The organism is Klebsiella sp. KP20-425-1, from assembly GCF_025813515.1.
Classification (GTDB): domain Bacteria; phylum Pseudomonadota; class Gammaproteobacteria; order Enterobacterales; family Enterobacteriaceae; genus Klebsiella; species Klebsiella pneumoniae.
Map to the genome: position 1 here is coordinate 2,518,404 of NZ_CP109614.1, position 24,982 is coordinate 2,543,385.

Genomic DNA, 24,982 nt, shown 5'->3' on the forward strand with positions numbered 1-24,982 from the left:
TTTAGATAGTGTGGTCCGTTCTTCGCTCAAAACTGACCTTGATCGATAACTTCGGCTGGCTGGACAATGCGTCGATTCCATTCTCGATGAGCCGAATAGGCGCCATTGTCTCCCTGGGTATCGCGCTGTACTTGATTTACTCCAGCAGCAGGGCAAAAGCCGCAACGGTGGAAATCCCCCGTCGGCCAGTACCGCAGGGGAGCTGACGATTATTGCCAGCGTTTCAGCAGCAGGCTGGCGTTAACGCCGCCAAAGCCAAAACCGTTCGACAGCGCATAACGCATCTTCTGCGGGCGGGCCTGCAGCGCCACCAGGTTCATGCCTGCCGCGTCTTCATCGGGGTGATGCAGGTTCAGCGTCGGCGGCACCACCTGGTCACGCAGGGCCTGAATGGTGAAGATGGCCTCGATCCCGCCGGCCGCGCCTAACAGATGGCCGGTGGCGGATTTCGTCGAGGTAATGGCGACCGGATGCGCGCCAAACAGCGTTTTAATCGCCGCCAGCTCACCTTTATCACCGACCTGCGTCGAGGTGGCGTGGGCATTGATATGGTCAATCTCGTCGACGGTCACCCCGGCCTGGCGAATAGCGATCTCCATGGCCCGACGTGCGCCGTTCCCGTCTTCCGGGCCTGCGGTCAGGTGATAAGCATCTGCGCTGGTGCCGTAGCCCACCAGCTCGGCCAGCGGTGTGGCCCCGCGCGCCAGCGCGTGCTCCAGAGATTCGATCACAATAAGCCCGGCGCCTTCTCCCATCACAAAACCATCGCGGTCACGGTCAAAGGGGCGGGAAGCGCTTTCCGGCTGGTCGCTGTAGGCGCTGGACAGCGCCCTTGCCGCGGCAAACCCGGCCAGGCTAACGCGATGAATTGCCGCTTCCGCGCCGCCGCAGAGGGCAATATCCGCCTCGCCGCTGCGGATCATCCGCGCTGCATCGCCGATGGCCTGGGCACCCGCTGCGCAGGCGGTGACCGGCGCGCCGATGGGGCCCCGGAAGCCGTGGGCGATAGACACATGCCCGGCGGCCAGGTTGGCCAGAAAAGAGGGGATAGTGAACGGCGAGAGACGACGCGGCCCGCGTTCATCGGTGGTATGTACCGCATTGGCGATCTCGCTGAAGCCGCCGATCCCGGTGGCGATCACCGTGGCGGTACGTTCCTGTTCGGCCGCAGATGCTGGCGACCAGCCGGCCTGGGTCAGCGCTTCACGGGCGGCGACCAGCGCAAACTCGATAAAGCGATCCATCTTTTTGCGCTCTTTCGCCGGGATGGTCGCCAGCGGGTCGAAGCCGTGCAGCGGATCGCTGTCAATGGACGGCACCTGGCCGGCCACTTTGCAGGGAATATCCGCGACCAGCTGCTCGCTGAGCCGGGTGACCCCTGACTTTCCTGCCAGCAGCGACTGCCAGACGTGCTGTACGCCGCAGCCCAGCGGGCTGACAATCCCCATCCCGGTGACGACAATGCGTTTAACGGAAACGCCCATAGTTAACTCTCCTGTAGTATCAGTGTGCCGGCGGCTTTTTCATCAAGGGAACCAGCAGCGCGGCAAGTAAAAAACCCATCATGATGAGGTAGAAAGCATCGGAAAATGCCTGGGTTCGCGCCTCCCGTAGCGCCAGCGCGGAAAGATTTTTCAGCGCCGCCGTCTGCGCGGCATCCGGCGAGATCCCCTGGACGGTGAAGTTTGCCGCGCTGCGCTGAACAAAATCGCTCATTGCCAGGTTGGCGTTATTCAGATGGTCCGCCAGGCGGCTATAGTGCAGATTGGTTCTGTCGTTAAGCACCGTGCCGCACAGGGCGATGCCGATGGCGCCCCCGAGGTTGCGCATCAGATTAAACAGCCCGGAGGCCAGCTTCAGGCGCGCGGGCGGCAGGCTGCCCAGCGTCAGGGTCACCGTTGGCGCGACGGCAAACTGCTGCGCTAGTCCGCGAAAGGCCTGCGGGAGCAGCAACTGGTCCGCCCCCCAGTCGTGAGTGATCGGAACAAAGCTGTACATTGACACCGCAAAGCCGATCAGCCCGGCCATCAGCAGCCAGCGCAGATCGACGCGGTTGGCGAGCCACGAATAAAACGGAATAGACATGACCTGGAACAGACCGGTGGAAAATACCGCCAGGCCGATCTCCAGCGCACTGAAACCGCGCACGCTCCCCAGATACAGCGGGGTTAAATAGATGGTGGCGAAGATGCCGACGCCGGCCATAAACGAGAAATAGCAGCCGAGGCTGAAGGTTCGATCCTGCAGGGCGCGGAGATCCATCACCGGCTGCGGATGGCGCAGGGTGCGGATAACAAAGGCCACGCCGCAGAGTAGGGCGACCCAGGCGGTGGTCGTCAGGGTCGCGTCATCAAACCAGCCCCAGCGCGGACCTTCTTCGAGGGTATATTCCAGGCAGCCGAGGGACAAGGCCAGCAGCAGAATACTGAGATAGTCGGCGCCGCGCAGCAGAGTGGGGTCGGCGCTGTCTACTTTTACCAGCAGCGGCACTGCCACCGCGATGTAAATCCCCGGAACAACGTTGATAAAGAACAGCCAGTGCCAGTTGTAGTTTTCGGTGATCCAGCCGCCCACCGTTGGACCCAGCGTAGGGGCGAGGGAGGCCAGGCCGCCGATCGTCGCCGCGGCAATAACCCGCTGTTTGCCCTGAAAAAAGGCGAAAGCGGTGGTGAACACCAGGGGGATCATCGACCCGCCCGCCAGTCCCTGCAGGGCGCGGAAGGCGATCATACTCTGGATGTTCCACGCCCAGCCGCACAGCAGGCTCATCAGCGTGAAGCCCGCCGCGGAAGCGGCAAACAGCCAGCGGGTCGACATGACCCGGGCCAGCCAGCCGGAAAGCGGGATAATAATGATCTCGGCGATCAGGTAGCTGGTTTGTACCCAGACGGTTTCATCGTCGCCCGCCGACAGGCCGCCGCCAATATCCCGCAGCGAGGCGGAGACGATCTGGATGTCGATAAGGGCAATAAACATCCCCACGCACATGCTGGCGAAGGCGAAGATCTTCTTCGCCGTCGGCATCGACAGACCCTGCGGGGCGGACAGCGCCTGAACGGTGCTCATCGAGGGCTCTTTTCGTTCACGGTGACGATCACCGACAGTCCCGGGCGCAGGACGTCAAGCTTTGCCCCGTCACCTTCCAGCGCAATGCGGACAGGCACCCGCTGCACGATTTTAGTGAAATTCCCGGTCGCGTTCTCCGCCGGCAGAATGCTGAAGCGTGAGCCGGTCGCCGGCGCCAGGCTGGCGACATGCCCCTTAAAGGTATGGTTCGGCAGCACATCGGCGACGATGGTCACCGGCTGGCCGGCACGCATATGCGCCAGCTGGTTTTCCTTGAAGTTAGCGTCAATCCACAGGCCGTGCGCGGGTACCAGGGAGAGCAACTGCGTACCGCTGCTGACGAAGGAGCCGGACCACGCGCGGCGGTTGCCAATCACCCCATCGAACGGTGCGCGAATGTCGGTATAGCTGAGGTTCAGCCTGGCCATCTCGAGGTTAGCCTGGGCCTGCGCCAGGGCAGCCAGGATTTGCTGCTGGCGAGCATCCAGCACCGCCAGCTGACGTTCGGCCACGGTTTTGTCCGCTTTGGCCTTCTCCTGCTCGGCGTGCGCCCGGCGATAATCGGCGGAGGCGTTATCGCGGATCTGTGCGGAAATCGCGCTCGACGCGGCCAGGGCGTTATAGCGTCGGTTGTCGTTAGCCAGTTTTTCGGTTGCCGCCGTGGCGGCCAGTAACGAGGCCGCAGAGCCGGCAATGGTCGCCTGCTGAAGCTGGCGGGTAGCCTGGATATCGGCCAGCGCGGCCTGCTGCGCCGCCACTTCTCCGGCGGCTTTCGCGAGGGCGGCGCGATAATCGCGGTCGTCAATGCGGATCAACAGGTCACCTTTTTTCACCGCCATATTGTCCTGCACCGCCAGCTGCTGGATATAGCCGGAGACTTTGCTGGAGATGGCGCTAATGTCGCCGCCGACATAGGCATCATCGGTGGTCTGCATAAAGCGCCCGGTATGCCACCAGTAAGCGCCGTAGCTCGCTGCCGCCAGGGCGGCAGCCCCCAGGGCCGCCAGGACAAGAATATTTTTCTTACTGGTCGGATTCATTGCTGGCATCTCTGTAAGGTTCAGGCTGGAATTTTTGCCCGCTATCGCCTTCGCGTTTGCGCAGCAGATATTCATGACGATATTTCATCAGCGGCGAGGCGGCGGGGCCCGGCACCATGGCGTATTTACCCGGAATAATCTCTTCCCCGGTCGCTTTATCCACCATGACTGGCTCAACCCGTCGCTGGGTGGCGGTTTCCACCAGCTGCATCTGACGGCCTTCGGGGGCGAAGTGGCGGTTACCCCATTCCGCCAGCGCCAGCAGCACCATGCGGAAATCGCGGCCGCGCGGCGTGAGGTGGTATTCGTAGCGCGGCGGGGTGCTGCTGTAGCACACCTTCTCCAGCAGTCCGTCATCGACCAGTTCCTTCAGGCGGCGCGACAGAATATTGGGCGCGACGTTGCTGCTTTTCTGAAACTCGTCAAAGCGGGTAAAGCCCGCGAAGGCATCGCGCAGGATCATGATGCTCCAGCTGTCGCCGATGCGGCCCAGGCTGCGGGCGATGGGGCAGGGAGCGTGGCAAAGCGGTTCATTTTTCATGGGCTGTCCAGTAACCAGGTGGCTTTTGCCAGCAAATTGATATAGTAACTATCAAAATGCAAGTTACTCTTCATGGTACCCAGAGAAGAAGCTGCTGCCGTTTCGCTACGCCGTTTCACCTTTGAATGCCGAAAACTGGACAGTCGCCGCCGCCTTATATCTGCTTGACCGTAATAAGAGATAAATATCGCTGATGGCAGATGAAACATTTTAATAATGATAAAAATCGATGTGCTGGGTAATGACCTTTATTGGGGGATACGATATAAGGTATGGCGACACTCAAATTAACATTCTCATAACTTATAAAGGTTAAATAAATGAAGCAGGTGGGTATTGTTGGTTGGCGAGGGATGGTGGGCTCTGTATTACTGCAAAGAATGATCGAAGAAAATGATTTTGACGGTATTTCAGCGCATTTTTTTAGCACCTCCAGTGCGGGCGGCGTGGGCCCGGTTATTAATGGTAAAAGCGACAAACTGAAAGATGCGAATTCCCTTAGCGCCCTCGCCGAAATGGATATTATTATAACCTGTCAGGGCGGGGATTATACCAAAGCCATCTATCCTGCGTTAATTAACCATGGCTGGCAAGGTTACTGGATTGACGCCGCTTCGGCGCTGCGGATGGATGAAAAAGCCTGTATTATTCTCGACCCGGTCAACCGCGATAATATCGATAGTGCGGTAAAAGCGGGAGTGAAACTGTTTGTTGGCGGCAACTGCTCCATTACGCTGAGCCTGATGGGGTTGGCCGGGCTGATCAAGGCTGACCTGATTGAATGGATGAGCGTGATGACCTATCAGTCTGCCTCCGGGGCGGGCGCCAAACAGGTGCGGGAATTAATCGCGCAAAGCGCTTATATCAGTCAGCATTTATCCGCTGATGAACTGACATCATCAGGTTCCGTGCTGCCATTGGTAAATAAAGTGAGTGAGTTGATTAACAGCGCGGGCATGCCGGTGGAGAATTTTGGCGTACCGCTGATGGGCAGCATCATTCCGTGGATCGACAGCGATCTGGGCGATGGAAACAGCCGCGAAGAATGGAAGGGCGAGGCGGAAACTAATAAAATTCTTGGCCTTGCGCCGGGTACCATCCCGGTCAATGGTTTATGCATTCGGGTCGGGGTGATCCGCTGTCACAGCGCGGCGATTACGCTGAAACTTAAACGTGAGGTCAGCGAAGCAGAATTTGCTGAGTTAGTCACCCATTCCCATCCGTGGGTAAACTATGTCCGCAATAATAAGCAAGAGAGTGTCAGTAAATTGACCCCGGCTGCTATTAGTGGTTCGCTGCAGGTAGGTATTGGTCGCTACAAGAAAATGTCGCTAAATAATGACCCAGTCTACTCGGTGTTAACGGTTGGCGATCAGCTATTGTGGGGCGCTGCGGAGCCCCTGCGCCGCATGTTAAATATCCTGCTGGGCAAAATATAGTTACGGTCATCCGGGGAAAGCCCTCGCGCGCAGGCGGTTAAGACAAATGTTTAACGAAGCGTTTGCGAACCTCCTTGTAGCCGTTATTTTCATAAAATTGATGCGCTCTGATTCTTTTTTCACTACTTGAAAGCTCGATCTGAGCGCATTGTTTATCACGGGCGAGGCGCTCTGCGGCCTGGAGAAGCTGCTGGCCTATCCCTGATCCACGTGACGATTCCTCGATGACCAGCGCGGAAATTAATGCCCATAAACGGTTCTCATGTACCGGTAAAATAAAATTGATAACGATTACGCCACACACGGCGTTTTCTGTTTCCGCCACCAGCGCACTCATCATGCTCTGCGGGGCAGTGATGCGTTGCGCTAAGATCGCCGTCTCCGTCTGATAGCCCAACTGCAGAAATAGCGTTTGCAGCGAGGGGATATCTTTTGCTTCAGCAGCTCTGATGAACACCATGATCTTCGACTCCAAATAGCGTGTTACCGGACCGGAAGCGGGCCGGTGGATACCTTATTCTCCGGTCCGCTCCCGTATACGCCACTCAGTCCATCAGACTGACCTGGGCGGCGACAATCCGCCAGCCGTAGGGGAAGCGTACCCAGGTCTGCTGCTGGCGGCCCAGGCGGGCGCTGCCTTCGCGGGTGAACTCGGTGCTGCACACCGCCATATCCGCGCCAAAGGTAGTGATGGTGGTATGGCGCAGATCGCGGGCCAGACCGGCGGCGGGGCGGGCGGCGCGAAAGGCGCGGATCGCCTCGATGCCATACAGATTTTCGCCGGCTCCCAGCCGTACGGTGCGCGGGTCGTGCCAGAATAGCGCATCCAGCGCCTCGATGTTATTGCTGACCAGCGCCTCTTCATACTGATAAAACGCCGCCGTCACCTCGGCGAGGATCGCCGGGCGGTCTACATTATCCAGATTGATCATGCTGCACTCTCCGCCACTCGGGCATCGGTAATGCCCATCGCTTCCAGCGCCCGCGCGGCGCGAAGACAGGCTTGTTCGTTAAACGGCGCGGCAATCAGCTGCAGGCCAATCGGCTTACCGCTGGCGGTACGCAGGGGCACGGTCACCACCGGCAGACCGAGGAAGGAGATCGGCTGGGTCAGCATGCCCATGCTGGCGCGCACCGGCAGCGGCTGGCCGTTAATCACTATCTCCTCGGCGCCAATCGGCGTGGCGCTGCATGGAGTGGCCGGGGCAATCAGCACGTCGGCCTGACTGAACAGGGATTTGATCGCCTGACGGGCATGACGGCGGAAGCGCTGAGCCTGCAGATACCACGCCGAGGGGATCATCGCCCCGGCCAGCAGCCGCTCGCGGGAGTGGGGTTCAAAGCGCTCGGGCGAGTGGCGAAGATCCGCCAGATACTGATTGCCGCCTTCGCTGGCGCTGATGATAAAGGCCGCCGAGCGGGCCAGGGCGGCATCCGCGAACTGCAGCTCGCTGTCGGCGCTCAGCGCGTGGGCGACCCGATCCACGGCCGCCCGGGCGTCGTCATCGCACCAGGTGGTGAAATAGCCCCCCAGCCGCGCGCAGCGCAGCCCCTCCAGTCCGCGCTCCAGCAGGTTGCCGGTGCGCTCGCTGGCTTTATCGGCCTGAAAGTCATCGGCCGGGTCGCGTCCCTGCAGGGCGTCATACACCGCGGCGAGGTCGGCCACCCGACGGGCAAAGGGACCAATATGATCCAGACTGGCGACAAACGGATGGCTGCCGGAGCGGGAGAGGCGACCGAAGGTGGGTTTCAGGCCAAAGATCCCGCACAGCGACGCGGGGACGCGAATCGAGCCGTTGGTGTCGCTGCCGAGGCTGAAATGGACCAGTCCGGCCGCCACCGCCGCGGCCGAACCGCCGGAAGATCCGCCGGCGATCCGCGACAGATCGTGCGGGTTGCGCGTCGCGCCATAGTGGCTGTTTTCGGTGGTGAAGCCGTAGGCGTAGGCGTCCATATTGAGCATCCCGCTGAGCAGGGCGCCGGCGCTGTGCAGCTGGCGCACCGCCCAGCTATCGCTGGCTGCCGGCGGCCGGTCGCTCAGCAGTTCGGCGCCGGCGAGGGTGGTGTGCCCGGCGACATCAAACAGATTTTTCACCGCGTAAGGAATGCCTGCCAGCGGCGGCAGGGGGCGCTTTTCCCGGCGCAGGGCGTCGATGCTGTCGGCCTCCGCCAGCATGCGCTGGGCGGTGACCTCGGTCCAGGCGTTGATCTGCGGATTCACGCGGGCGATATCGTCCAGCGTCTGGCGGGCGATCTCCCGGGCGCTCAGTTCGCCTTCGTGCAGCGCACGCTGGATCTCGGCGATGGTGAAATGGTGAAGTGTCATGCTTTATACACCCCCGCAATCTCCTCGCGCGGCCCGAGGGGATAGTCCATCAGCGGCTGCGCCATGGCGGCGATGCGGGCAAACTGGCGCTCCAGCTCCTCACGGCGCGGCGCATCCAGCTCCATATCCAACAGGTGAGTCATCTGCGTCAGATACTCGCTCCAGTCTGGCTGTGTGGTCATGGTCTGCTCCTTAGTACCCGGCGGCGGCGCCGTTGCTGCGTGGATCGGTCGCCCCTTCAAGCAGACCGTTGGGATGGCGGACAATGGCCCCGGCGTGGCCCATCGCTTCGCTGAAATCGGCCAGCACTTCTACGTCATGCCCCAGCTCGCGCAGGCGAGCGATACAGGCGGGGGCAAAGCGTCCCTCCAGCTTCAGTGAATCGGAGGACTGGCCCCAGGTGCGGCCCAGCAGCCAGCGCGGACGGGAGATGCTCTCCTGCAGCGGCACCCCCTGCAGGATATAGCGAGTAAACAGCGCCGCCTGCGTTTGCGGCTGACCGTCGCCGCCCATCGAGCCATAGACCATCACCCGGCCATCGTTCAGGCGCGCGGCGGCAGGGTTGAGGGTATGGAATGGCTGTTTGCCTGGGGCCAGAGCCAGGAGATGCTGCGGGTCGAGGCTGAAGGCCGCCCCGCGGTTTTGCCAGACGATCCCGGTGTCCGGGAGTACCACGCCGCTGCCGAACTCGTGATAGATACTCTGAATAAACGACACTGCCAGTCCGCTGTTATCCACGACGCCCATCCAGACGGTATCGCCCGGGCCTTTGCCGCCGCCCCAGGGGGAAGCGCTGGCGTCGTCGATGCTGTCGGCCAGCGGCTGCAGGGCTTCCGGGGTGAGCAACTGCTGTACATCCACATCCAGATGGCGTGGATCGGTGATATGCGCATCGCGCAGGGCAAATGCCCGCTTGGTGGCTTCGACGATACGGTGCACCGTTTGCGCGTCGTCGGCATCGGCCATCTTCAGACGGTCGGTGATGCCAAGGATCGCCAGCGATACCAGCCCCTGCGTGGGTGGGGCAAGATTCCACAACGTTCCCTGCTGGTGCTGGAGCGTCAGCGGCCCCGGACGCCTGGCGCGGTGGGCCTGCAGGTCGCCGAGGGTGACAGGCATCCCCAGCGTGGCCATACCCTGCGCCAGACGCTCGGCCAGCGGCCCGCGATAAAAGCTGTCGAGACCGTCGCTGGCCAGCATGCGCAGGGTACCGGCGAGGGCGGGCTGGCGGAAGCGGCTGCCGGGCCGCGGGGCCTCGCCCGCGACCAGCCAGGTTTCGCTGAAGCCCGGCTGATGGCGCAGCTCTTCCAGTTTGCTGGCGGTGGCGTGGGCCTGCGAGGCAGTGACCGGAATGCCGTCTTCGGCATAGCCGATCGCATCGGCCAGCAGGCGGGCCACCGGCAGCGCGCGGCCGGTTAAGTCCCGAGAAATACGCAGCGCCTCGTCCCAGCCGCTGACGGTGCCGGCGACGGTCAGCGCGGCCTGCGGTCCCCGGTGGGGAATATGCCGCTGTCCGGCGTAGGCCTCGAGGGTCGCCAGCGATCCGGCGGCCCCGCTGGCGTCAATGGCGATGGGGTCTCCCTCAGGCGGCACGATCAGCCAGAAGCCATCGCCGCCGAGGCCATTCATATGGGGATAGACGACGGCGATGGCCGCCGCGGCAGCCACCATCGCTTCAATGGCGCTGCCGCCCTCGCGCAGGATCGCCAGCGCGCTCTGACTGGCGAGGTGGTGGGGGGCCACCGCCATGCCGTGGGTCGAAACGTTGCTACTGTGCATAAATTATCCTTTCTGAACGAATCACCCGCAGAACACTGCAAAAGCTGTTCCATCTCTGAACGTTTCGTTTCATTGATAAAAACGATGACCAGAATTTTCCCACTGGCACGCTATGTGTAAGGCATAGCAGATACAGTATGATGAGGAATGGATGATGAAACGAAAGTTACAGGGGCGCTATGCAACAACTCGATGAACGACTGAAAGGGCAATACGCCTCGCTGTCGCCGCAGGAGCAGCGGGTGGCGGATTTCATCTTTGACCACTTTGACGACCTGATAAGCTACAACAGCGCCGAGCTGGCGCAGCTGAGCGGCGTGTCGAAAGCCACCGTCAGCCGGCTGTTTAAGCGCCTCGGTTACGACAAATATAAGGATATGCGCGATGAACTGCGCACTCTGCGTCAGAGCGGGATGCCGCTCACCGACCAGCGCGACGCGGTGCAGGGTAACACGCTGCTGGCGCGCCATTATAAGCAGGAGATGGCAAACCTCACCCAGTGGGTCAACGCCCTCGACGCCCGCCAGTTCGCTGAGGCGCTGACGGCGATGGTGGCCGCCCGCCGCATTGTGGTGATTGGCATGCGCAACGCCTATCCGGCGGCGCTGCATCTGCGCCAGCAGCTGCTGCAGGCCCGCGGCCAGGTGCTGGTGCTGCCCCAGCCGGGTCAGAGTCTCAGCGAAGAGCTGGTCGATCTGACCGCCGATGATCTGGTGGTAATGATGGCGTTTCGCCGCCGGCCGCGAATAGTACGCCCGCTGCTGCAGCAGCTGCAGCGCGACGGGGTGCCGGTCCTGTTAATGTGCGAGCCGCAGGCCCACAGCCTGTTTCCGCTCTCCCGCTGGCAGCTCTGCGCGCCGCTGGACAGCGTCTCCGCCTACGATAGCTATGCCTCGGTCAACAGCCTGATTAATCTGCTGGCCAATGCCTTTCTCCATGAAACGCTCGACAGCGGTCGTCCGCGCATCCACGATATCGCCACGCTTTACCAGCAGCTGGACGAGCTGGAACAACGCTGATGGGGCGCCAGCGTGGTGCTGTGCATTATTATGGTGCAATAAAAACCACGTCATGGCGCCGCCGCTCTCTGAACACTTTTCCGTTAACGCTTGTCCTTTCTCACTTTTTGTTTTAATTCCTCGCCAACCCTCGCCTCGTCTGTGTTTGGCACATTAGTTGCAAAAACAGATTCAAAGAATCTTTTGTTTCATGCTAACGTAACGGGTAAACATCATGAAGAAACTGTTGATCGCGCTGGCCGGGGCCGCTTGTTTCCTATCGTCTGTTTCTGCCGCGCAGGCTGACCAGCTCCAGGATATTGAAAAACGCGGCGTCATCCGCATTGCCGTACCCCAGGACTTTCCACCGTTCGGCTCGGTGGGCACCGACCTGCAGCCGCAGGGGTATGACATCGATATGGCGCGCTATCTGGCGAAATCGATGAAGCTCAAGCTGCAGCTGGTCCCGGTGACCAGCGCCAACCGCGTGCCGTATCTGCAGACTGATAAGGTGGACCTGGTGATCTCCAGCCTCGGCAAGAACGCCGAGCGCGAGAAGGTGATCGACTTCAGCCGCGCCTACGCCCCGTTCTTCCTCGGCGTGTTTGGCCCGAAAGGGGCGGAACTGAAGGACGCGGCCGCGCTGAGCGGCAAAAGCATCGGGGTGACCCGCGGGGCGGTGGAAGATATGGTACTGACCAGCGTGGCGCCGCAGGCGGCGCAGATTAAGCGCTACGAGGATAATAACACTACGCTGTCGGCTTACCTGTCCGGTCAGGTGCAGTATGTCGCCACCGGCAATCTGGTGGTGGCGGCCATCTCCCGGCAGAACGCCGACAAAGCGCCGGTGCCGAGCTTTATGCTGAAGGACTCGCCGTGCTTTATCGGTCTGAAAAAGAACGAACCGGCGCTGAAGGCGAAAGTGGATACCCTCATTGAGCAGGGCATTAAGGACGGCACCCTCAACGGTCTGTCTGAGAAGTGGCTGAAAGCGCCACTGCCTGCCAGCCTCGGCGCGTAAGGTCTGGGTATGACGGAGCAACTTCATTTCTCTGAGCTCTGGCCGCACTGGCCGGAGCTGCTGGCCGGCCTGTGGGTGACGGTGCAGTTGACGGTGCTGGCGACGATCGGCGGACTGGCGATCGGCATCCTTGGGGCGGCGATCCGCAGCGGTCGCCCGGGAATGCTCAGCCGGGTATGGGGCGGATATGTGGAAATCATCCGTAATACGCCGTTTGTGGTGCAGCTCTTTTTTATCGTCTTTGGTTTACCGAACCTCGGACTGAAGATGACCGCCGGTGAAGCGGCGCTGCTGGCGATGGTGGTTAACCTCGGCGCCTATAGTACCGAGATCGTCCGCGCCGGCATTCAGGTGACGCCGAAGGGCCAGTGGGAAGCTGGTCGCGTGCTCGGGCTCAGCCGGACGCAAACCTTCGTTCGCGTCGTACTGCCCCCGGCACTGCAGCGGATTTATCCGGCGCTGGTCAGCCAGTGCATCATTGTGATGCTCGGCTCGTCAGTGGTGTCGCAGGTCTCCTATGAGGAGCTGACCTTCGCCGCCAACCTGATCCAGTCGCGGACATTTTTGAGCTTTGAGGTCTATCTGGTGACCACCGGGATCTACTTAGCGTTATCGATAGCGATGCGCCAGCTGCTGATGGCGGCGGGGCGTAAATGGCTGGGGGTACAGGCCTGATGACCACTTTTACTGACTGGGACATTATCCGCAACCTGCTACTGGCCGGTCGCTGGACGGTGCTGCTGTCGCTGGTCGCGTTCACCGGCGGGGCGCTGGTGACCTTACCGTTACTGCTGCTGCGTCTCACCGGCGGACGCCAGGTGAAACGGCTGATCCGCGGGTATATTGAGCTGTTCCAGGGCACGCCGCTGCTGATGCAGCTGTTTCTGGCATTCTTTGGCGTGGCGCTGTTCGGCGTCGACGTCTCGGCGTGGACCGCCGCCTCGGTCGCCCTGACGCTCTACACCAGCGCCTTTCTGCTGGATATCTGGTTCGGCAGCATTCGCGCGCTGCCGAAAGGCCAGTGGGAAGCCTCGCGCTGTCTCGGGCTGAGCTTCGGCCAGACCCTGTACCGGGTGGTGGCGCCGCAAGCGCTGCGCATTGCCATCGCGCCGACCGTCGGGTTCGCAGTACAGGTGATCAAAGGCACGGCGCTGGCATCGATTATCGGCTTTGTGGAGCTGACCAAGGCAGGGACGATGCTGACCAACGTCACTTATCAGCCGTTTAAAGTGTTTGCCCTTGTGGCGCTGGGCTATTTCATTCTGTGCTATCCGCTGTCCCGCTACAGCCGCTATCTGGAGAACAAATTCAATGCCTCTCATCACCATTAATCAGATGCAGAAGTACTACGGCGACAACCATGTGCTGAAGGGCGTCGATCTGGATATCGACATGGGGGAAGTGATCTCGATCATCGGCCGCAGCGGCTCGGGTAAAAGCACCCTGCTGCGCTGTATCAATGGTCTGGAGGGCTACCAGGAGGGAAGCATCAAGCTCGGGGGCATGACCATCACCAACCGCGATTCCCAGGCCCGGGAGATCAGCCGCTCCATCGGCATGGTGTTCCAGAACTTTAATCTCTTTCCGCACATGACGGCGCTGGAGAACGTCATGCTGGCCCCGCGGCGGGTGCTGAAGAAGTCCCAGGCAGAATGCCGGGAGCTGGCGCAGCGGATGCTGGAGAAGGTCGGGCTCGGCGACCGTCTGGATTACTACCCGGCCAACCTCTCCGGCGGCCAACAGCAGCGCGTGGCCATTGCCCGGGCGCTGGCCATGTCGCCGAAAGTTTTACTCTGTGACGAAATCACCTCGGCGCTCGACCCGGAACTGGTGGGTGAAGTGCTGAAGGTGCTGGAGCAACTGGCGGCGGAAGGTATGACGCTGATCCTCGTCACCCATGAAATGAATTTTGCCCGCGAAGTGGGCGACCGCGTGGTGTTTATGCATCAGGGACGCGTCTGGGAGCAGGGCGACAGCAAAACGCTGTTCGCCAGCCCGCAGACCAGCGAACTGAAACAGTTTATCTCCTCGGTGCGCGGTCTTAACTAACGTAAGGAATGGCAGATGGATATCACTCAGTTTTCGCAAATTAACCCGCCGCAGCGCCTGCTGATGGGGCCGGGGCCGATCAATGCCGACCCGCGCGTGCTGCGCGCCATGTCGAGCCAGCTGGTTGGCCAGTACGATCCGGCGATGACCCACTACATGAATGAAGCCATGGCGCTCTACCGCGGCGTGTTTCGCACCGAAAATCGCTGGACGATGTTGGTCGACGGCACCTCGCGCGCCGGGATCGAAGCGATTCTGCTGTCGGCGATCCGTCCCGGTGACAAGGTGCTGGTGCCGGTGTTCGGCCGGTTTGGTCATCTGCTGTGCGAGATCGCGCGTCGCTGTCGGGCAGAAGTGCACACCATCGAGGTGCCGTGGGGCGAGGTCTTTAAACCGGATCAGGTTGAGGATGCGATCAAGCGCGTGCGGCCGCGCCTGCTGCTCACCGTGCAGGGCGATACCTCCACCACCATGCTGCAGCCGCTGGCGGAGCTGGGGGAGATTTGCCGTCGTCACGATGTGCTGTTCTATACCGACGCCACCGCGTCGCTCGGCGGTAACCCGCTGGAAACCGACGCCTGGCAGCTGGACGCGGTGTCCGCCGGGATGCAGAAGTGCCTGGGCGGTCCTTCCGGCACCTCGCCCATCACCCTCAGCCCGCGGATGGAAGAGGTCATCCGCCGCCGCCGCTGCATTGAGCAGGGGATCCGCACCGATGCCCATCACGATGGCGTCGACGAGATGATCTACTCCAACTATTTCGATCTCGGCATGGTAATGGATTACTGGGGGCCGGAGCGCCTTAACCACCATACCGAAGCGACCTCGGCGCTGTTCGCTGCCCGGGAGTGCGCGCGCCTGATCCTCCAGGAGGGACTCGACAACGGCATCGCCCGCCACAAACTGCACGGCGATGCGCTGCTGAAGGGCATCCAGGCGATGGGGCTCGAGACCTTTGGCGACCTGCGGCACAAAATGAATAACGTGCTGGGGGTGGTGATCCCCAACGGGGTCAACGGCGATCAGGTACGCAAACTGATGCTGGAAGATTTCGGCATTGAAATTGGCACCTCGTTTGGTCCGCTGCACGGTAAAGTCTGGCGCATTGGCACCATGGGCTATAACGCGCGTAAAGACTGCGTGATGCAGACGCTCAGCGCGCTGGAAGCGGTCCTGAACTACCTCAGGTTCACCACCACTCAGGGCGCGGCGATGCAGGCGGCCTGGGATCACTATCGCACCGAGGCCACCCTATGAGTGACACCGTCCGCCAGCAGGCGGAGAGAGAGGCGGCCGCCAGCCGGGTGATGGCGCGTGCCGATCGGCTGGCCGCCCTCAGCGAAACCGCCGATGCCCTGACCCGGGTCTATCTGTCGCCGGAACATCTGCAGGCCAACCAGCTGGTGGGGCAGTGGATGCAGGCTGCCGGCATGATGGTATGGCAGGACAGCGTCGGCAACATCTGCGGACGTTATGAAGGACAACAGGAGGGGGCGCCGGCGGTGCTGCTGGGCTCTCATCTCGACACCGTGCGCAACGCCGGACGCTACGACGGCATGCTCGGCGTGCTGGCGGCGATTGAGGTGGTCCAGCGTCTGCACCAGCAGGGGCGACGGCTGGCGAAGGCAATCGAGATCGTCGGCTTTGGCGATGAAGAGGGCACCCGCTTTGGCATTACCCTGCTCGGCAGTCGCGGCGTCACCGGCACCTGGCCTGAAAGCTGGCTGTCACAGTGCGATACCGACGGGGTGAGCGTCGCCCAGGCGCTGGTGAATGCCGGACTCGATCCGGCGAGGATCGCCCACGCGGCCCGTCACCCGCGGGATATCGCCGCCTACCTGGAACTGCATATCGAGCAGGGGCCGTGCCTGGAGCAGGCGGGGCTGGCGCTCGGCGTGGTGGAGGCGATTAACGGCGCCAGACGGCTGAACTGCCGTTTTACCGGCGAAGCTGGCCATGCCGGCACGGTGCCGATGCTTCATCGCAAGGACGCCCTCGCCGCGGCGGCGGAATGGATGGTGCAGGTGGAAAACCTGACCCGCCAGCGCGGCGGTAACCTGGTGGCGACGGTCGGCACCCTGCGCTGTGCGCCGGGCGCGGTAAACGTGATACCGGGCGAGGTGCAGTTGACGCTGGATATTCGCGGCCCGCAGGATGCGCCGCTGACGGCGCTGCTGGAGGAACTGCTGGGGCAGGCGCAGGCCATTGCCGGGCGCCGCCAGCTGAGTTTCGCCGCCGAGGAGTATTATCGCATCGCCGCCACCGCCTGCGACAGTCACCTGCAGGCGGTGCTGAGCGAGGCGGTGGTGGCGGTGCAGGGGCGTTCCCTGACGCTGCCGAGCGGCGCAGGGCATGATGCTATCGCCATCGCCGAGCGCTGGCCATCGGCGATGCTGTTTGTGCGTTGCCTGGGGGGCGTCAGCCATCACCCGGCGGAGTCGGTGACCGCCGCCGACGTCGGGCTGGCTATCGATGCTTTCTCCCGAGCGGTAGAGAAGGTGGCCGACGCCTGATCGCGCCGGTCACCGTGCCCCGGCTGGCGGCTTTACACCGCCAGCTGGTTGACCACCTCGGCGACGGAGGTGATGGCATGGATGTTGCCGATCCCCGCGCCCACCGAGATATATCCCTCATCGGTATTCCCCTCCAGCATGCCCAGCCGCATCCCGCGCAGCCCGCCCATCGCCTGGGCCAGCTCGGTCCTGGAGGCGCCGGCCCGGTCCATGGCCACCAGTGTGTCGCTCAGTTTGCCGGGCAGCGCGCGGTAGTAGTCCGGCAGGGTACGGAACAGGCGCAGATCCAGGCCGTTGGCGGCCACAATTTTCGCTTTCACCGAGTCGGGAACCCGGCTTTCGATGGTGCTGATAAATACCGAACCGGCGAAGACGCCCTCCGCACCCAGGGCATGAACGGCGCGCGCGCCCCGGGCGTCGGTGATCCCTCCGGCGGCCATCACCGGAACCCGCTGTACCGCGTCAACGATCAGCGGGACGATGGTGAAGGTCCCGAGGGCGGTACCCGGCAGCGTGCCGCCTTCGTCAAAGCCGGTGGCGACAATAATATCCGCTCCGGCCTGCTCCGCGCGGCGGCTGTTCTCCGGCGTCGGGTTGATGTCACGATAGATAATGGTGATCCCGGCGGCTTTCAGTTCGTCGAACAGCGCCGGTTTTAACGAACCGTCGCCGTAGCCGGTGTAGACCACCACCTTAACCCCTTCCTCTTTGATCACCGGGAGGATCGCCGGCGTCCAGATGTCATTTTCCGCCGTCGGGATCAGGTTGACGCCAAAGGGTTTCTCCGTCAGCTGTTTGGTTTTGCGGATCTCTTCGCGCATTTTCTCGGCGGTGGCCTCCGGGGTGGAGACGGCGGTTGCCGCCGTCAGTCCGGCGTTCGGGCCCAGCACGCCAAGCCCACCGGCGTTGCCGACGGCCGCCACCAGACGAGCATCGGTTAGCCAGGAGAGGGGCCCCTGGACCACCGGTTTTTCAATACCCAGAATGCGGGCGACGCGGTTAGGTTGCATGCTATTTTTCCTTGTATGTTAATAAGTTATAAATGTGTTCGCCCCAGCGATGCGGCAATGAGGGCAGTGTAGGCGTCTTTATTGTTTTAAAAAATGAGCAAAAACTTTCATCACTATTATTAAATTAGTAATAATGTGAACTGATGAAGAGGTGGGAGGCGGGCCATCATGCAAATGAATCTGTTTGAAAATATTAAAATTTTTATTGAAATCGTCGATGCCGGCAGCTTTGCCCAGGCGGCGGAAAATTTGCAGATCCACCGACCGGCGGTGACCAAAGCACTGCAGCAGCTGGAGCAGGAGAGCGGGGTCCGGCTGCTGCAGCGCACCACCCGGCGTCTGTATCTTACGCCGGAGGGGGAAGAGTTTTATCGTCGCAGCAAACCGTTGCTCTCCCAGGCCGACGATCTGCTGGAGTCGTTCGCGCCGGACCGGCCGATCCGCGGTCAACTGCGCGTTGATATGCCGATCGCCTTTGCCCGGCTGCTGGTGATCCCGCATCTGCCGGATTTTTATCAGGCCCATCCGGAGGTGGAGATTGTCCTCAGCAGCTCCGACGTACGCCGGGATATGCTGCGCGATGGTCTGGATTGCCTGCTGCGGGTGGGGGATCTTGAGGATGGCGACTATGTGGCGCGTTCGCTGGGGGAGGTGGCGTTAACCACCTGCGCCAGTCCGGGCTATCTGGCGCGCTATGGGGCGCCCGCGACGCTGGAGGACCTGCAGTCGCATCTGGCGGTGAACTGGGTGAACAGTAGCAGCCGGCAGATTATGCCCTGGCGATTCCAGACCCCGGAGGGCATCAGGCAGATCGCCATTCCCGGTAAACTGGTGCTGGACAACTCTGAAGTCTTTACTGCTGCCGGGCTGGCGGGGCTGGGGATGCTGCAGGGGATGCGTTTCTTTTTGCAACCTTATATCGACAGCGGGCAACTGGTGGAAGTTTTGCCGGACTTTCCGGCGCCGCGTCGACCGTTGTCGCTGCTCTATCCGCACCGGCATCTCTCGCATAAGGTTCGGGTCTTTGCCGACTGGCTGCAGGGGCTGGTAGCGACCCTGGACTGACAATCGGCGCTGTCGCCTTGACTCTATCGGCTGAGCGTTTATATATAAAATGTGAATGCTATTAATGCAACGAATCACAAAGCTGGATAACGACTTAACCTGTAAGGGAATGCTGATGAAACTCTGGAATAAAACACTACTCGCTTCCGCCCTGTGCCTGACCCTGTTTGGCTGCGATGATGCGTCGAAAGTTGATAACAAACTGGATAAGGCTAAAGATAATGCGGAGCAGATGAAGGATGCCGCGGCGGATAAAGCGCAGGCAATTAAACAGGATGCGGATAAGCAAATCGATACGCTGAAAAGCCAGGCTGACGCCGAGGCCGATCGCCTGAAGGATCAGGCCAGCGCCATCAAGGCCGAGGCGGACAAGAAGGCGGACGCCATCGCCCAGCAGGCGAAAGCCCAGGCCGATGCGGTGAAGCAGAACGCAAAGCAGGAAAGTGACCGCATAGTCAAAGAGGCGGGTCAGATCAAAGACAACGCCATCGGTGACGCCAATCAGCTCTCGGCTGAAGCGGCGAGCAAAACCAAAGCCATCCAGGACAGTATCGCGAAGGATAAACAGAACGCCGCGCCGCCTGCCGCACAGCAGTAACTCGCGGTGTTTGCCTGACCCGCCGCCCGGAAATATAGGGAGCGGAGCCTGATAGATTGCCCGGCGGCGCTGCGCTTGCGCGGCCTACGCAGGAGCGCGTTGGCTGCGCAATGACCGGGTATCACCCTTTTGTAGGCCGGGCAAGGCGTCGCCGCCGCCCGGCACATGGACCGCAATAACATCCTGCTCAGGGGTATCTTACGATACCCCTTTTTTATGCCCGCCGTGGGTTCAACGGTTTGGCAGCAGGGTGCCTTTCAGGCCGTGCGGCTCCGAGCGCAAATACTGCGACGGCACACGGACCTGGGCGCCAAGGCTGGCCGCTGCGTGCCACGGCCAGTGCGGATCGTAGAGTACCGCGCGGGCGAGGGCGATCAGGTCGGCATCGCCATTCTCCAGCGCCGCTTCCGCCTGCTGCGGGTCGGTGATCAGCCCCACGCCAATCACCGGGATGGCTACCTGCTGGCGAATATCGCGGGCGAAAGGCAACTGGTATCCCGGCCCAACGGTGATCGCCTGCTGCGGCGACAAACCGCCGCTGGAGACGTGAATATAGTCACTGCCCAGCGTTTCCAGCTGCTGGCTAAACTTAATGGACTGCTCGCAGTCCCAGCCGCCTTCGACCCAGTCGGTAGCCGACAGCCTGACGCCCACCGCCATGGTGTTGCCCACTGCCTCGCGGATCGCCTTAAAGACTTCCAGCGGATAGCGCATTCGATTCTCCAGCGAACCGCCGTACTCGTCGCGGCGCTGGTTGCTGAGCGGCGAGAGAAACTGGTGCAGCAGATAGCCGTGGGCGGCGTGCAGTTCAATCAGCTCAAAGCCCAGCCGCTGGGCGCGCAGCGCGCTGGCGACGAAGGCCGCTTTGATGCGCGCCAGATCGGCATGGCTCAGTTCAGCGGGGGCGCGATCGCCATCGTGAAACGCCACGGCGGAAGGGGCGACGGTCTGCCAGCCACCATCGTTGAGCGCCAGCTGATGGCCTCCCTGCCACGGGGCGGCGCAGGATGCTTTGCGTCCGGCATGACCCAGCTGGATCCCCAGACGGATCGGCGACCAGGCCCGAATATCTTCGACTACGCCGCGCAGGGCGTTTTCGGTTTCATCATCCCACAGCCCAGATCCCCCGGGGAGATACGCCCCGCAGGCTCTACCGCCGTGGCTTCCAGAATTAACAGGCCGGCGCCGGAGAAAGCCAGTTGGCCAAGATGGATCCGGTGCCAGGAGGTCGCCTTACCCTCGTCGGCGGAGTACTGACACATCGGGGCGATAACGATACGGTTATCAAGGGTGAGTTGACCAATTCGCGTCGCGCTAAAAAGATGACTCATGAATACCTCGTAAATGTTAAACGTGGTCGTGCAGGGGACGGACAGTTGCTGTTTATAGCACGCCTGTTCACCCCCCCAGTATTCGGATATTGCGCTTAAGCGCTCCGCTATTCGATATACCAGAGACGGCGCCGTCGGCCGGCGGCCTGCTGCGACACGGCGCGGGCCATAGCGCTGCCAATCTCGGCGCTGGCCGTCAGCCCCTGCACAAAGGGGCGATCGTGCATCAGCCAGGGAAGGGCGCCGAAGGCGACCCGGCCGCGCACTGTCTCCGGCGCCTGCAGCGTGTAGTCATCACCGACGTCCGGAATGTCGTCGCCGCAGGCCAGCAGCTGCTGGCGCAGTGAAGGGAAGGGCAGATCCCGGGTTTTCAGCGCCTTTTGTCCGCGGGCATCGATAAAGACATCGAATTCGCAGCGCTGACGATGATGAACAATCAGCGTCCGGTCAGGCTCCCGCTGCAGCTCATAATCTTCGCCCAGCGTCAGGATCCGCAGAATGCCAGCCCGGTGCAAGGCCAGCAGCCGACGTATGGACTCCGGCGGAATGGCGGCGTAGTTATCGATAAATACCCGAGCGAGGCCCTGGCGGAAGCGACGGCTGTCCGCGTCGTTGAACTGCGGCACCACGGTTTCAATCGCCTCATGCAGGCGCAGAATGGCATAGCGCCAGGGCACCGTGTGGTGTTCGCGCTTATTGCGCTCCACCTCCTGCAGATTGCGCTGCGCCCACTGAAAGGGGTCATGGGTGAGGCGGTCGGCAAACCAGGCGTCGGCGATACTGTCAGGCGTCAGCTGACGAAGCCCGATCGCCTCGCTCCAGTCGGGGGCGGCATATTCCAGCTCTTTAACGATCAGCTCAAAAATCCGATCTAACAGAGCGTCGCTACCCTCCGCAATGGCCGCTTCGAGGGCGGCGGGAGTGGCAATCTCCAGCGGCTCCCACGGGATCGGGCAGTAAAAATCGGCCTCCGGCAGCACGCCGTGGCGTGACATCAGGGTGATCTCCAGCGCTTCGCTGCCTGGATGGAGGGAAAAATGGGTCGTTTTGTCGTCCTCGGTATGGAAAACGCCGTGGCGGGCCACTACCGCCACGGCGGCATCAATCGCGCTTAATGAAGTCCCAAGGATCCCCACCCGGCAGGGGGCAATGCGGGCCTCCATCAGGCCGGTCCACGGGCTGGGGAAGTACTGTCGGCTGGCGCGCTCTTCTTCAGGCCACAGATGGCCGGTGGCAATCGCCACCAGGTCGACGATTACCGGGTCTGCTGCACTATCGGTGTGGATGGCGATCCCGGTGGACTGAACCGCAATATCCGTGACTTCACAGGATTCACAAACGCTAATCACAAAGCCGACGTCCCGGGCCCGCTCAACGAGGTAAAGAAAACGGTCGCGATAGTATTCGCCGAGGATAACCCGCGGCAGAAACTGGCGCTCATGCAGGGCGTGCCGTTCAAGCCCGCGCGCCGCCAGCCAGTCATCGCTTTGCTGCTGCAGCCATTGCAGGTAGGTCAGGTCGATGGGGGGGATCTCAATGCTGGCAATATTGGCCAGCATTTGCGCCGCAGTATTATCGTCACTGTAGGGCATACCCACCCCGGCCTGCGCCTCTTTTTCAAACAGAGTGATGGCCAGCGGCTCACCGCGCTTCACCAGTTCATAAAAGGTGTAAATCCCCGTCGGCCCCACGCCGACGATGGCAATTCTCTTCATGATTCTCTCCCTTCCTGTGGGCAGATGCGGCATTGATGACGCTTCGCTTAAGCGAACCTGGTTTTAATTCTGGTCGAAAATTGCCGAACCGGTGAGGGGAACACGCAATTTGAAACAAATTAGCATGCTAATAAACTTGCCGATTGTCGTAAAAGGGGTGTAATTAACAAAAGAGCAACTTTCTATACAAACAATTTACACAAGCGGTGACCCCAGCTCGCTCTGCTGGACGCCGCGCACACTCCCGGCAATGCCGTCGGGATAGGGATGACAAGATGCACGGCTGGACCTCACGACAGCGTAATGCGGCGATAGCCAGTTTTTTAAGCTGGACGCTCGATGCTTTCGACTTTTTCCTGTTAGTTTTTTTACTGAGCGATATCGCCCACTCGTTTCATGTCGACCTTGAGGAGGTCACCCTGGCGATTCTGCTGACTCTGGCCGTGCGGCCTGTCGGCGCGCTAATTTTCGGCAGGGCGGCGGAGAAGTTTGGTCGCAAACCAATCCTGATGCTCAATATTGTGTTCTTCTCGGCTTTTGAGCTGCTCTCCGCCGCCGCGCCGTCGTTGATGCTGTTTTTCCTGCTGCGGGTGCTGTACGGCGTGGCGATGGGCGGGATCTGGGGCGTGGCCTCTTCGCTGGCGATGGAGACGATCCCCGACCGCTCGCGCGGCCTGATGTCCGGCCTGTTCCAGGCGGGATACCCCTTCGGCTATTTGCTGGCGGCCGTCGCCTACGGGCTGCTGTTTGAACAACTCGGCTGGCGCGGGATGTTTGTCATTGGCGCCGCGCCGGTGCTGCTGCTGCCGTTTATCTATTTCTGCGTCGAGGAGTCTCCGGTTTGGCAGGCGGCCAGGCAGAATAAAGAGAGTACGGCCCTGCTGCCGGTACTGCGTAGCCACTGGAAGCTGTGCCTGTACCTGGTGGTGCTGATGGCGGCTTTCAACTTCTTCTCCCACGGGACGCAGGATCTTTACCCGGTCTTTTTGAAAGTTCAGCACGGCTTCGAGCCTAAAACGGTCAGCATCATCGCGGTCTGCTATAACATCGCCTCGATCATTGGTGGAGTGTTCTTCGGTTCGCTGTCGGAGAAGATTGGCCGACGCAAAGCGATTATGATCGCCGCCCTGCTGGCGCTGCCGGTCATTCCACTGTGGGCTTTCGCCAGCGGCTCGCTGGCGCTGGGGGCGGGGGCGTTCCTGATGCAGTTTATGGTCCAGGGGGCCTGGGGGGTGATCCCCACCTGGCTCAATGAACTGGTCCCGGCCAACACCCGGGCGGTGCTGCCCGGCTTCGTCTACCAGCTGGGTAATTTGCTGGCTTCGGTGAATGCCACTCTCCAGGCATCAATCGCCCAGCATCATGGGCATAACTACGGCCTGGCAATGGCCCTGGTGGCCGGGACGGTGGCGATTGTCATTACCGTCCTGACCTTTTTTGGTCGCGAAGGCCGGGTGATCCAATCCGCAGGAGCGGGACATCACCAGCCGCTCTCCACCAGCCGTTAACTTTTGTGACCGGGCGTGGCCAGGCGCCCGGTCGCATACATTAGTCACGCAGACGAATAGACGCCGCCTGGCGTTTCTCCAGCGAGCAGATCCCAATCCCCACCATGATGAACAGCGCGCTAAACAGATGCCAGGCATGCGGCTGGGTATGCAGGAAGAGGATGCTCAACACCCCGCCGGAGAGGGGGATGATGTGGGTGTAAATTTCGCCCCGCGTGGCGCCAATGGTGGCGATACCTTTGTTCCAGAACAAATAGGCCAGCCACGATGGGAAAATTACCAGATACGCCAGGCCGCTGAGGAAAAACGGCTCGCGCCAGGCTGCCCAGTCCTGGGCCGGATGGCGCATCAGCCAGAAGGCGACGATGGGCAGCAGGATCAGCGCGCCAAGCAGCGAGCTGACGGCGACAAAGCCATTCGCCGGGATACGGCGGTCCTTCAGACGTAACAGCGAACAGTAGAGCGCCCAGCTCAGCGCCGACCCCATCGCCCACAGATCGCCGACGGCAAAGCTATGCAGCGAGGCGGCGTGCAGTGGGTTTCCCTGGAATAACAGGATCATCACGCCGAGGGTGCTAAAAGCCACTCCAAGCCAGTTACGCCCTGATACCGGATCGCGGAAAAACAGTCGGTTAATCAACAGCACCATGCTCGGCGTGGCGGACATATAGATGGCGGCGTTGAGCGCGGAGGTGGTTTGCAGGCCAATATAGAGCGTGAGCGGGAAGCTGACCTGGCCACAGAGGGTGAGCACCACCACCGCTGGCGCGTTTGCCCGCAGCAGGTGGCGACTGCCGGCGATTTGCCGTCGGTAGAGCAGGCCCAGCAGCAGCGCCGTCAGCGCCCAGCGCGCTTCGGTCATCAGGATCGGATCCACGCCCTGCACCAGCACGTGCCCGACAACATAATTCCCGCCCCAGAACAGAGCCGCCAGCGTCAGTAACAGATAAGGCATGATGGTTCCTTGTGTCGTTTGTCACTGT

The 24,982-nt window shown here is 61.4% G+C and carries 24 protein-coding genes and 2 pseudogenes; 12 read left to right on the plus strand and 14 right to left on the minus strand.

Annotation, left to right across the window (positions count from 1 at the left end):
• Nucleotides 1-38: 38 nt before the first annotated feature.
• Nucleotides 39-206: pseudogene (locus tag OHJ17_RS12385) on the plus strand (EamA-like transporter family protein); the annotation flags it as partial.
• A 3-nt stretch (nt 207-209) separates the two neighbouring features.
• Here OHJ17_RS12385 and fabF read toward each other — a convergent pair.
• The 5 genes from fabF to OHJ17_RS12410 are packed head-to-tail and all read right to left on the minus strand — an operon-like array spanning nt 210 to nt 4,766.
• The gene (fabF, locus tag OHJ17_RS12390) at nt 210-1,484 is read right to left on the minus strand and encodes a beta-ketoacyl-ACP synthase II (RefSeq protein WP_023287662.1); all 1,275 of its coding nucleotides are present in this window, start codon (nt 1,482-1,484) and stop codon (nt 210-212) included.
• Nucleotides 1,485-1,503: 19 nt separating this feature from the next.
• The gene (locus OHJ17_RS12395; RefSeq protein ID WP_015958439.1) at nt 1,504-3,066 is read right to left on the minus strand and encodes a DHA2 family efflux MFS transporter permease subunit; all 1,563 of its coding nucleotides are present in this window, start codon (nt 3,064-3,066) and stop codon (nt 1,504-1,506) included.
• A complete protein-coding gene (locus OHJ17_RS12400; RefSeq protein WP_004179962.1) occupies nt 3,063-4,106 on the minus strand; it encodes an HlyD family secretion protein in 1,044 nt (347 codons plus the stop codon). Before OHJ17_RS12400 ends, OHJ17_RS12395 begins: the two co-directional genes overlap by 4 nt.
• Nucleotides 4,090-4,647, minus strand: a complete 558-nt coding sequence (locus OHJ17_RS12405) for a winged helix-turn-helix transcriptional regulator (protein ID WP_009307830.1) — start codon at nt 4,645-4,647, stop codon at nt 4,090-4,092. The genes OHJ17_RS12400 and OHJ17_RS12405 overlap by 17 nt, the downstream gene beginning before the upstream one ends.
• Complete coding sequence (locus OHJ17_RS12410) at nt 4,644-4,766, minus strand: hypothetical protein (protein WP_032433117.1); 123 nt, start codon at nt 4,764-4,766, stop codon at nt 4,644-4,646. Before OHJ17_RS12410 ends, OHJ17_RS12405 begins: the two co-directional genes overlap by 4 nt.
• A 201-nt stretch (nt 4,767-4,967) precedes the next feature.
• Here OHJ17_RS12410 and asd point away from each other — a divergent pair, with 201 nt between their 5' ends.
• Complete coding sequence (asd, locus tag OHJ17_RS12415) at nt 4,968-6,086, plus strand: aspartate-semialdehyde dehydrogenase (RefSeq protein ID WP_023287661.1); 1,119 nt, start codon at nt 4,968-4,970, stop codon at nt 6,084-6,086.
• Between the two features lie 37 nt (nt 6,087-6,123).
• Here the strand turns inward: asd and OHJ17_RS12420 are convergent, their stop codons facing one another.
• From OHJ17_RS12420 to hpxW, 5 genes are all read right to left on the minus strand, one after another.
• A complete protein-coding gene (locus OHJ17_RS12420; RefSeq protein ID WP_004176111.1) occupies nt 6,124-6,546 on the minus strand; it encodes a GNAT family N-acetyltransferase in 423 nt (140 codons plus the stop codon).
• Nucleotides 6,547-6,631: 85 nt separating this feature from the next.
• Nucleotides 6,632-7,018, minus strand: coding sequence for an oxalurate catabolism protein HpxZ (gene hpxZ, locus OHJ17_RS12425; RefSeq protein ID WP_002905421.1), 387 nt, complete (start codon nt 7,016-7,018; stop codon nt 6,632-6,634).
• Nucleotides 7,015-8,412 carry an AtzE family amidohydrolase gene (locus OHJ17_RS12430; protein ID WP_009485801.1) on the minus strand — a complete coding sequence of 466 codons (1,398 nt, stop codon included), beginning with the start codon at nt 8,410-8,412 and terminating at the stop codon, nt 7,015-7,017. Before OHJ17_RS12430 ends, hpxZ begins: the two co-directional genes overlap by 4 nt.
• A complete protein-coding gene (gene hpxX, locus OHJ17_RS12435; RefSeq protein ID WP_004179955.1) occupies nt 8,409-8,594 on the minus strand; it encodes an oxalurate catabolism protein HpxX in 186 nt (61 codons plus the stop codon). The genes OHJ17_RS12430 and hpxX overlap by 4 nt, the downstream gene beginning before the upstream one ends.
• Nucleotides 8,595-8,604: 10 nt before the next feature.
• The gene (gene hpxW, locus OHJ17_RS12440; RefSeq protein ID WP_004891835.1) at nt 8,605-10,191 is read right to left on the minus strand and encodes an oxamate amidohydrolase; all 1,587 of its coding nucleotides are present in this window, start codon (nt 10,189-10,191) and stop codon (nt 8,605-8,607) included.
• A 179-nt stretch (nt 10,192-10,370) separates the two neighbouring features.
• Between hpxW and hpxU the strand changes: the two genes are divergently transcribed.
• The 7 genes from hpxU to hpxK all read left to right on the plus strand — a co-directional run bounded on the left by hpxU (nt 10,371) and on the right by hpxK (nt 16,772).
• Nucleotides 10,371-11,210 carry a MurR/RpiR family transcriptional regulator HpxU gene (gene hpxU, locus OHJ17_RS12445; protein WP_004176115.1) on the plus strand — a complete coding sequence of 280 codons (840 nt, stop codon included), beginning with the start codon at nt 10,371-10,373 and terminating at the stop codon, nt 11,208-11,210.
• Between the two features lie 214 nt (nt 11,211-11,424).
• Nucleotides 11,425-12,210 (plus strand): transporter substrate-binding domain-containing protein, encoded by a 786-nt coding sequence (locus tag OHJ17_RS12450; RefSeq protein WP_115244505.1) that lies wholly within the window; start codon nt 11,425-11,427, stop codon nt 12,208-12,210.
• A 9-nt stretch (nt 12,211-12,219) separates the two neighbouring features.
• Nucleotides 12,220-12,885: an amino acid ABC transporter permease gene (locus OHJ17_RS12455; RefSeq protein WP_004176117.1), complete on the plus strand. Its 666-nt coding sequence runs from the start codon at nt 12,220-12,222 to the stop codon at nt 12,883-12,885.
• Complete coding sequence (locus tag OHJ17_RS12460) at nt 12,885-13,541, plus strand: amino acid ABC transporter permease (protein WP_004176118.1); 657 nt, start codon at nt 12,885-12,887, stop codon at nt 13,539-13,541. Before OHJ17_RS12455 ends, OHJ17_RS12460 begins: the two co-directional genes overlap by 1 nt.
• Entirely contained in the window at nt 13,522-14,259 is a 738-nt protein-coding gene (locus OHJ17_RS12465; protein ID WP_004143660.1) for an amino acid ABC transporter ATP-binding protein, read from the plus strand. Before OHJ17_RS12460 ends, OHJ17_RS12465 begins: the two co-directional genes overlap by 20 nt.
• A gap of 15 nt (nt 14,260-14,274) precedes the next feature.
• On the plus strand, nt 14,275-15,516 hold the full coding sequence (locus tag OHJ17_RS12470; RefSeq protein ID WP_114505227.1) for a pyridoxal-phosphate-dependent aminotransferase family protein: 1,242 nt from the start codon (nt 14,275-14,277) through the stop codon (nt 15,514-15,516).
• Nucleotides 15,513-16,772 carry an allantoate amidohydrolase gene (hpxK, locus tag OHJ17_RS12475; protein WP_032411097.1) on the plus strand — a complete coding sequence of 420 codons (1,260 nt, stop codon included), beginning with the start codon at nt 15,513-15,515 and terminating at the stop codon, nt 16,770-16,772. The genes OHJ17_RS12470 and hpxK overlap by 4 nt, the downstream gene beginning before the upstream one ends.
• Nucleotides 16,773-16,804: 32 nt before the next feature.
• On the opposite strand, the gene OHJ17_RS12480 is transcribed toward hpxK, so the two are convergent.
• A complete protein-coding gene (locus tag OHJ17_RS12480) occupies nt 16,805-17,782 on the minus strand; it encodes an NAD(P)H-dependent flavin oxidoreductase (RefSeq protein WP_004179941.1) in 978 nt (325 codons plus the stop codon).
• A 174-nt stretch (nt 17,783-17,956) separates the two neighbouring features.
• Here OHJ17_RS12480 and OHJ17_RS12485 point away from each other — a divergent pair, with 174 nt between their 5' ends.
• Both OHJ17_RS12485 and OHJ17_RS12490 read left to right on the plus strand, forming a co-directional pair.
• Complete coding sequence (locus tag OHJ17_RS12485) at nt 17,957-18,847, plus strand: LysR family transcriptional regulator (RefSeq protein ID WP_004218747.1); 891 nt, start codon at nt 17,957-17,959, stop codon at nt 18,845-18,847.
• Between the two features lie 64 nt (nt 18,848-18,911).
• On the plus strand, nt 18,912-19,445 hold the full coding sequence (locus tag OHJ17_RS12490) for a hypothetical protein (protein ID WP_004179939.1): 534 nt from the start codon (nt 18,912-18,914) through the stop codon (nt 19,443-19,445).
• Nucleotides 19,446-19,676: 231 nt separating this feature from the next.
• Here OHJ17_RS12490 and OHJ17_RS12495 read toward each other — a convergent pair.
• Nucleotides 19,677-20,776 (minus strand): annotated as a pseudogene (locus OHJ17_RS12495) (NADH:flavin oxidoreductase/NADH oxidase).
• 107 nt (nt 20,777-20,883) lie between these two features.
• Nucleotides 20,884-22,491: an FAD-NAD(P)-binding protein gene (locus OHJ17_RS12500; RefSeq protein WP_004176124.1), complete on the minus strand. Its 1,608-nt coding sequence runs from the start codon at nt 22,489-22,491 to the stop codon at nt 20,884-20,886.
• A gap of 275 nt (nt 22,492-22,766) precedes the next feature.
• Here OHJ17_RS12500 and OHJ17_RS12505 point away from each other — a divergent pair, with 275 nt between their 5' ends.
• On the plus strand, nt 22,767-23,999 hold the full coding sequence (locus tag OHJ17_RS12505) for an MFS transporter (RefSeq protein WP_004148411.1): 1,233 nt from the start codon (nt 22,767-22,769) through the stop codon (nt 23,997-23,999).
• Nucleotides 24,000-24,039: 40 nt separating this feature from the next.
• On the opposite strand, the gene OHJ17_RS12510 is transcribed toward OHJ17_RS12505, so the two are convergent.
• Entirely contained in the window at nt 24,040-24,954 is a 915-nt protein-coding gene (locus OHJ17_RS12510) for a DMT family transporter (protein WP_004891865.1), read from the minus strand.
• Nucleotides 24,955-24,982 lie beyond the last annotated feature (28 nt).

Coding starts and splice junctions, on each gene's coding strand:
- fabF (WP_023287662.1), bottom strand. CDS start 1,484: ATGGGCGTTTCCGTTAAACGCATTGTCGTCACCGGGATGGGGATTGTC.
- OHJ17_RS12395 (WP_015958439.1), bottom strand. CDS start 3,066: ATGAGCACCGTTCAGGCGCTGTCCGCCCCGCAGGGTCTGTCGATGCCG.
- OHJ17_RS12400 (WP_004179962.1), bottom strand. CDS start 4,106: ATGAATCCGACCAGTAAGAAAAATATTCTTGTCCTGGCGGCCCTGGGG.
- OHJ17_RS12405 (WP_009307830.1), bottom strand. CDS start 4,647: ATGAAAAATGAACCGCTTTGCCACGCTCCCTGCCCCATCGCCCGCAGC.
- asd (WP_023287661.1), top strand. CDS start 4,968: ATGAAGCAGGTGGGTATTGTTGGTTGGCGAGGGATGGTGGGCTCTGTA.
- OHJ17_RS12420 (WP_004176111.1), bottom strand. CDS start 6,546: ATGGTGTTCATCAGAGCTGCTGAAGCAAAAGATATCCCCTCGCTGCAA.
- hpxZ (WP_002905421.1), bottom strand. CDS start 7,018: ATGATCAATCTGGATAATGTAGACCGCCCGGCGATCCTCGCCGAGGTG.
- OHJ17_RS12430 (WP_009485801.1), bottom strand. CDS start 8,412: ATGACACTTCACCATTTCACCATCGCCGAGATCCAGCGTGCGCTGCAC.
- hpxX (WP_004179955.1), bottom strand. CDS start 8,594: ATGACCACACAGCCAGACTGGAGCGAGTATCTGACGCAGATGACTCAC.
- hpxW (WP_004891835.1), bottom strand. CDS start 10,191: ATGCACAGTAGCAACGTTTCGACCCACGGCATGGCGGTGGCCCCCCAC.
- hpxU (WP_004176115.1), top strand. CDS start 10,371: ATGCAACAACTCGATGAACGACTGAAAGGGCAATACGCCTCGCTGTCG.
- OHJ17_RS12450 (WP_115244505.1), top strand. CDS start 11,425: ATGAAGAAACTGTTGATCGCGCTGGCCGGGGCCGCTTGTTTCCTATCG.
- OHJ17_RS12455 (WP_004176117.1), top strand. CDS start 12,220: ATGACGGAGCAACTTCATTTCTCTGAGCTCTGGCCGCACTGGCCGGAG.
- OHJ17_RS12460 (WP_004176118.1), top strand. CDS start 12,885: ATGACCACTTTTACTGACTGGGACATTATCCGCAACCTGCTACTGGCC.
- OHJ17_RS12465 (WP_004143660.1), top strand. CDS start 13,522: ATGCCTCTCATCACCATTAATCAGATGCAGAAGTACTACGGCGACAAC.
- OHJ17_RS12470 (WP_114505227.1), top strand. CDS start 14,275: ATGGATATCACTCAGTTTTCGCAAATTAACCCGCCGCAGCGCCTGCTG.
- hpxK (WP_032411097.1), top strand. CDS start 15,513: ATGAGTGACACCGTCCGCCAGCAGGCGGAGAGAGAGGCGGCCGCCAGC.
- OHJ17_RS12480 (WP_004179941.1), bottom strand. CDS start 17,782: ATGCAACCTAACCGCGTCGCCCGCATTCTGGGTATTGAAAAACCGGTG.
- OHJ17_RS12485 (WP_004218747.1), top strand. CDS start 17,957: ATGAATCTGTTTGAAAATATTAAAATTTTTATTGAAATCGTCGATGCC.
- OHJ17_RS12490 (WP_004179939.1), top strand. CDS start 18,912: ATGCAACGAATCACAAAGCTGGATAACGACTTAACCTGTAAGGGAATG.
- OHJ17_RS12500 (WP_004176124.1), bottom strand. CDS start 22,491: ATGAAGAGAATTGCCATCGTCGGCGTGGGGCCGACGGGGATTTACACC.
- OHJ17_RS12505 (WP_004148411.1), top strand. CDS start 22,767: ATGCACGGCTGGACCTCACGACAGCGTAATGCGGCGATAGCCAGTTTT.
- OHJ17_RS12510 (WP_004891865.1), bottom strand. CDS start 24,954: ATGCCTTATCTGTTACTGACGCTGGCGGCTCTGTTCTGGGGCGGGAAT.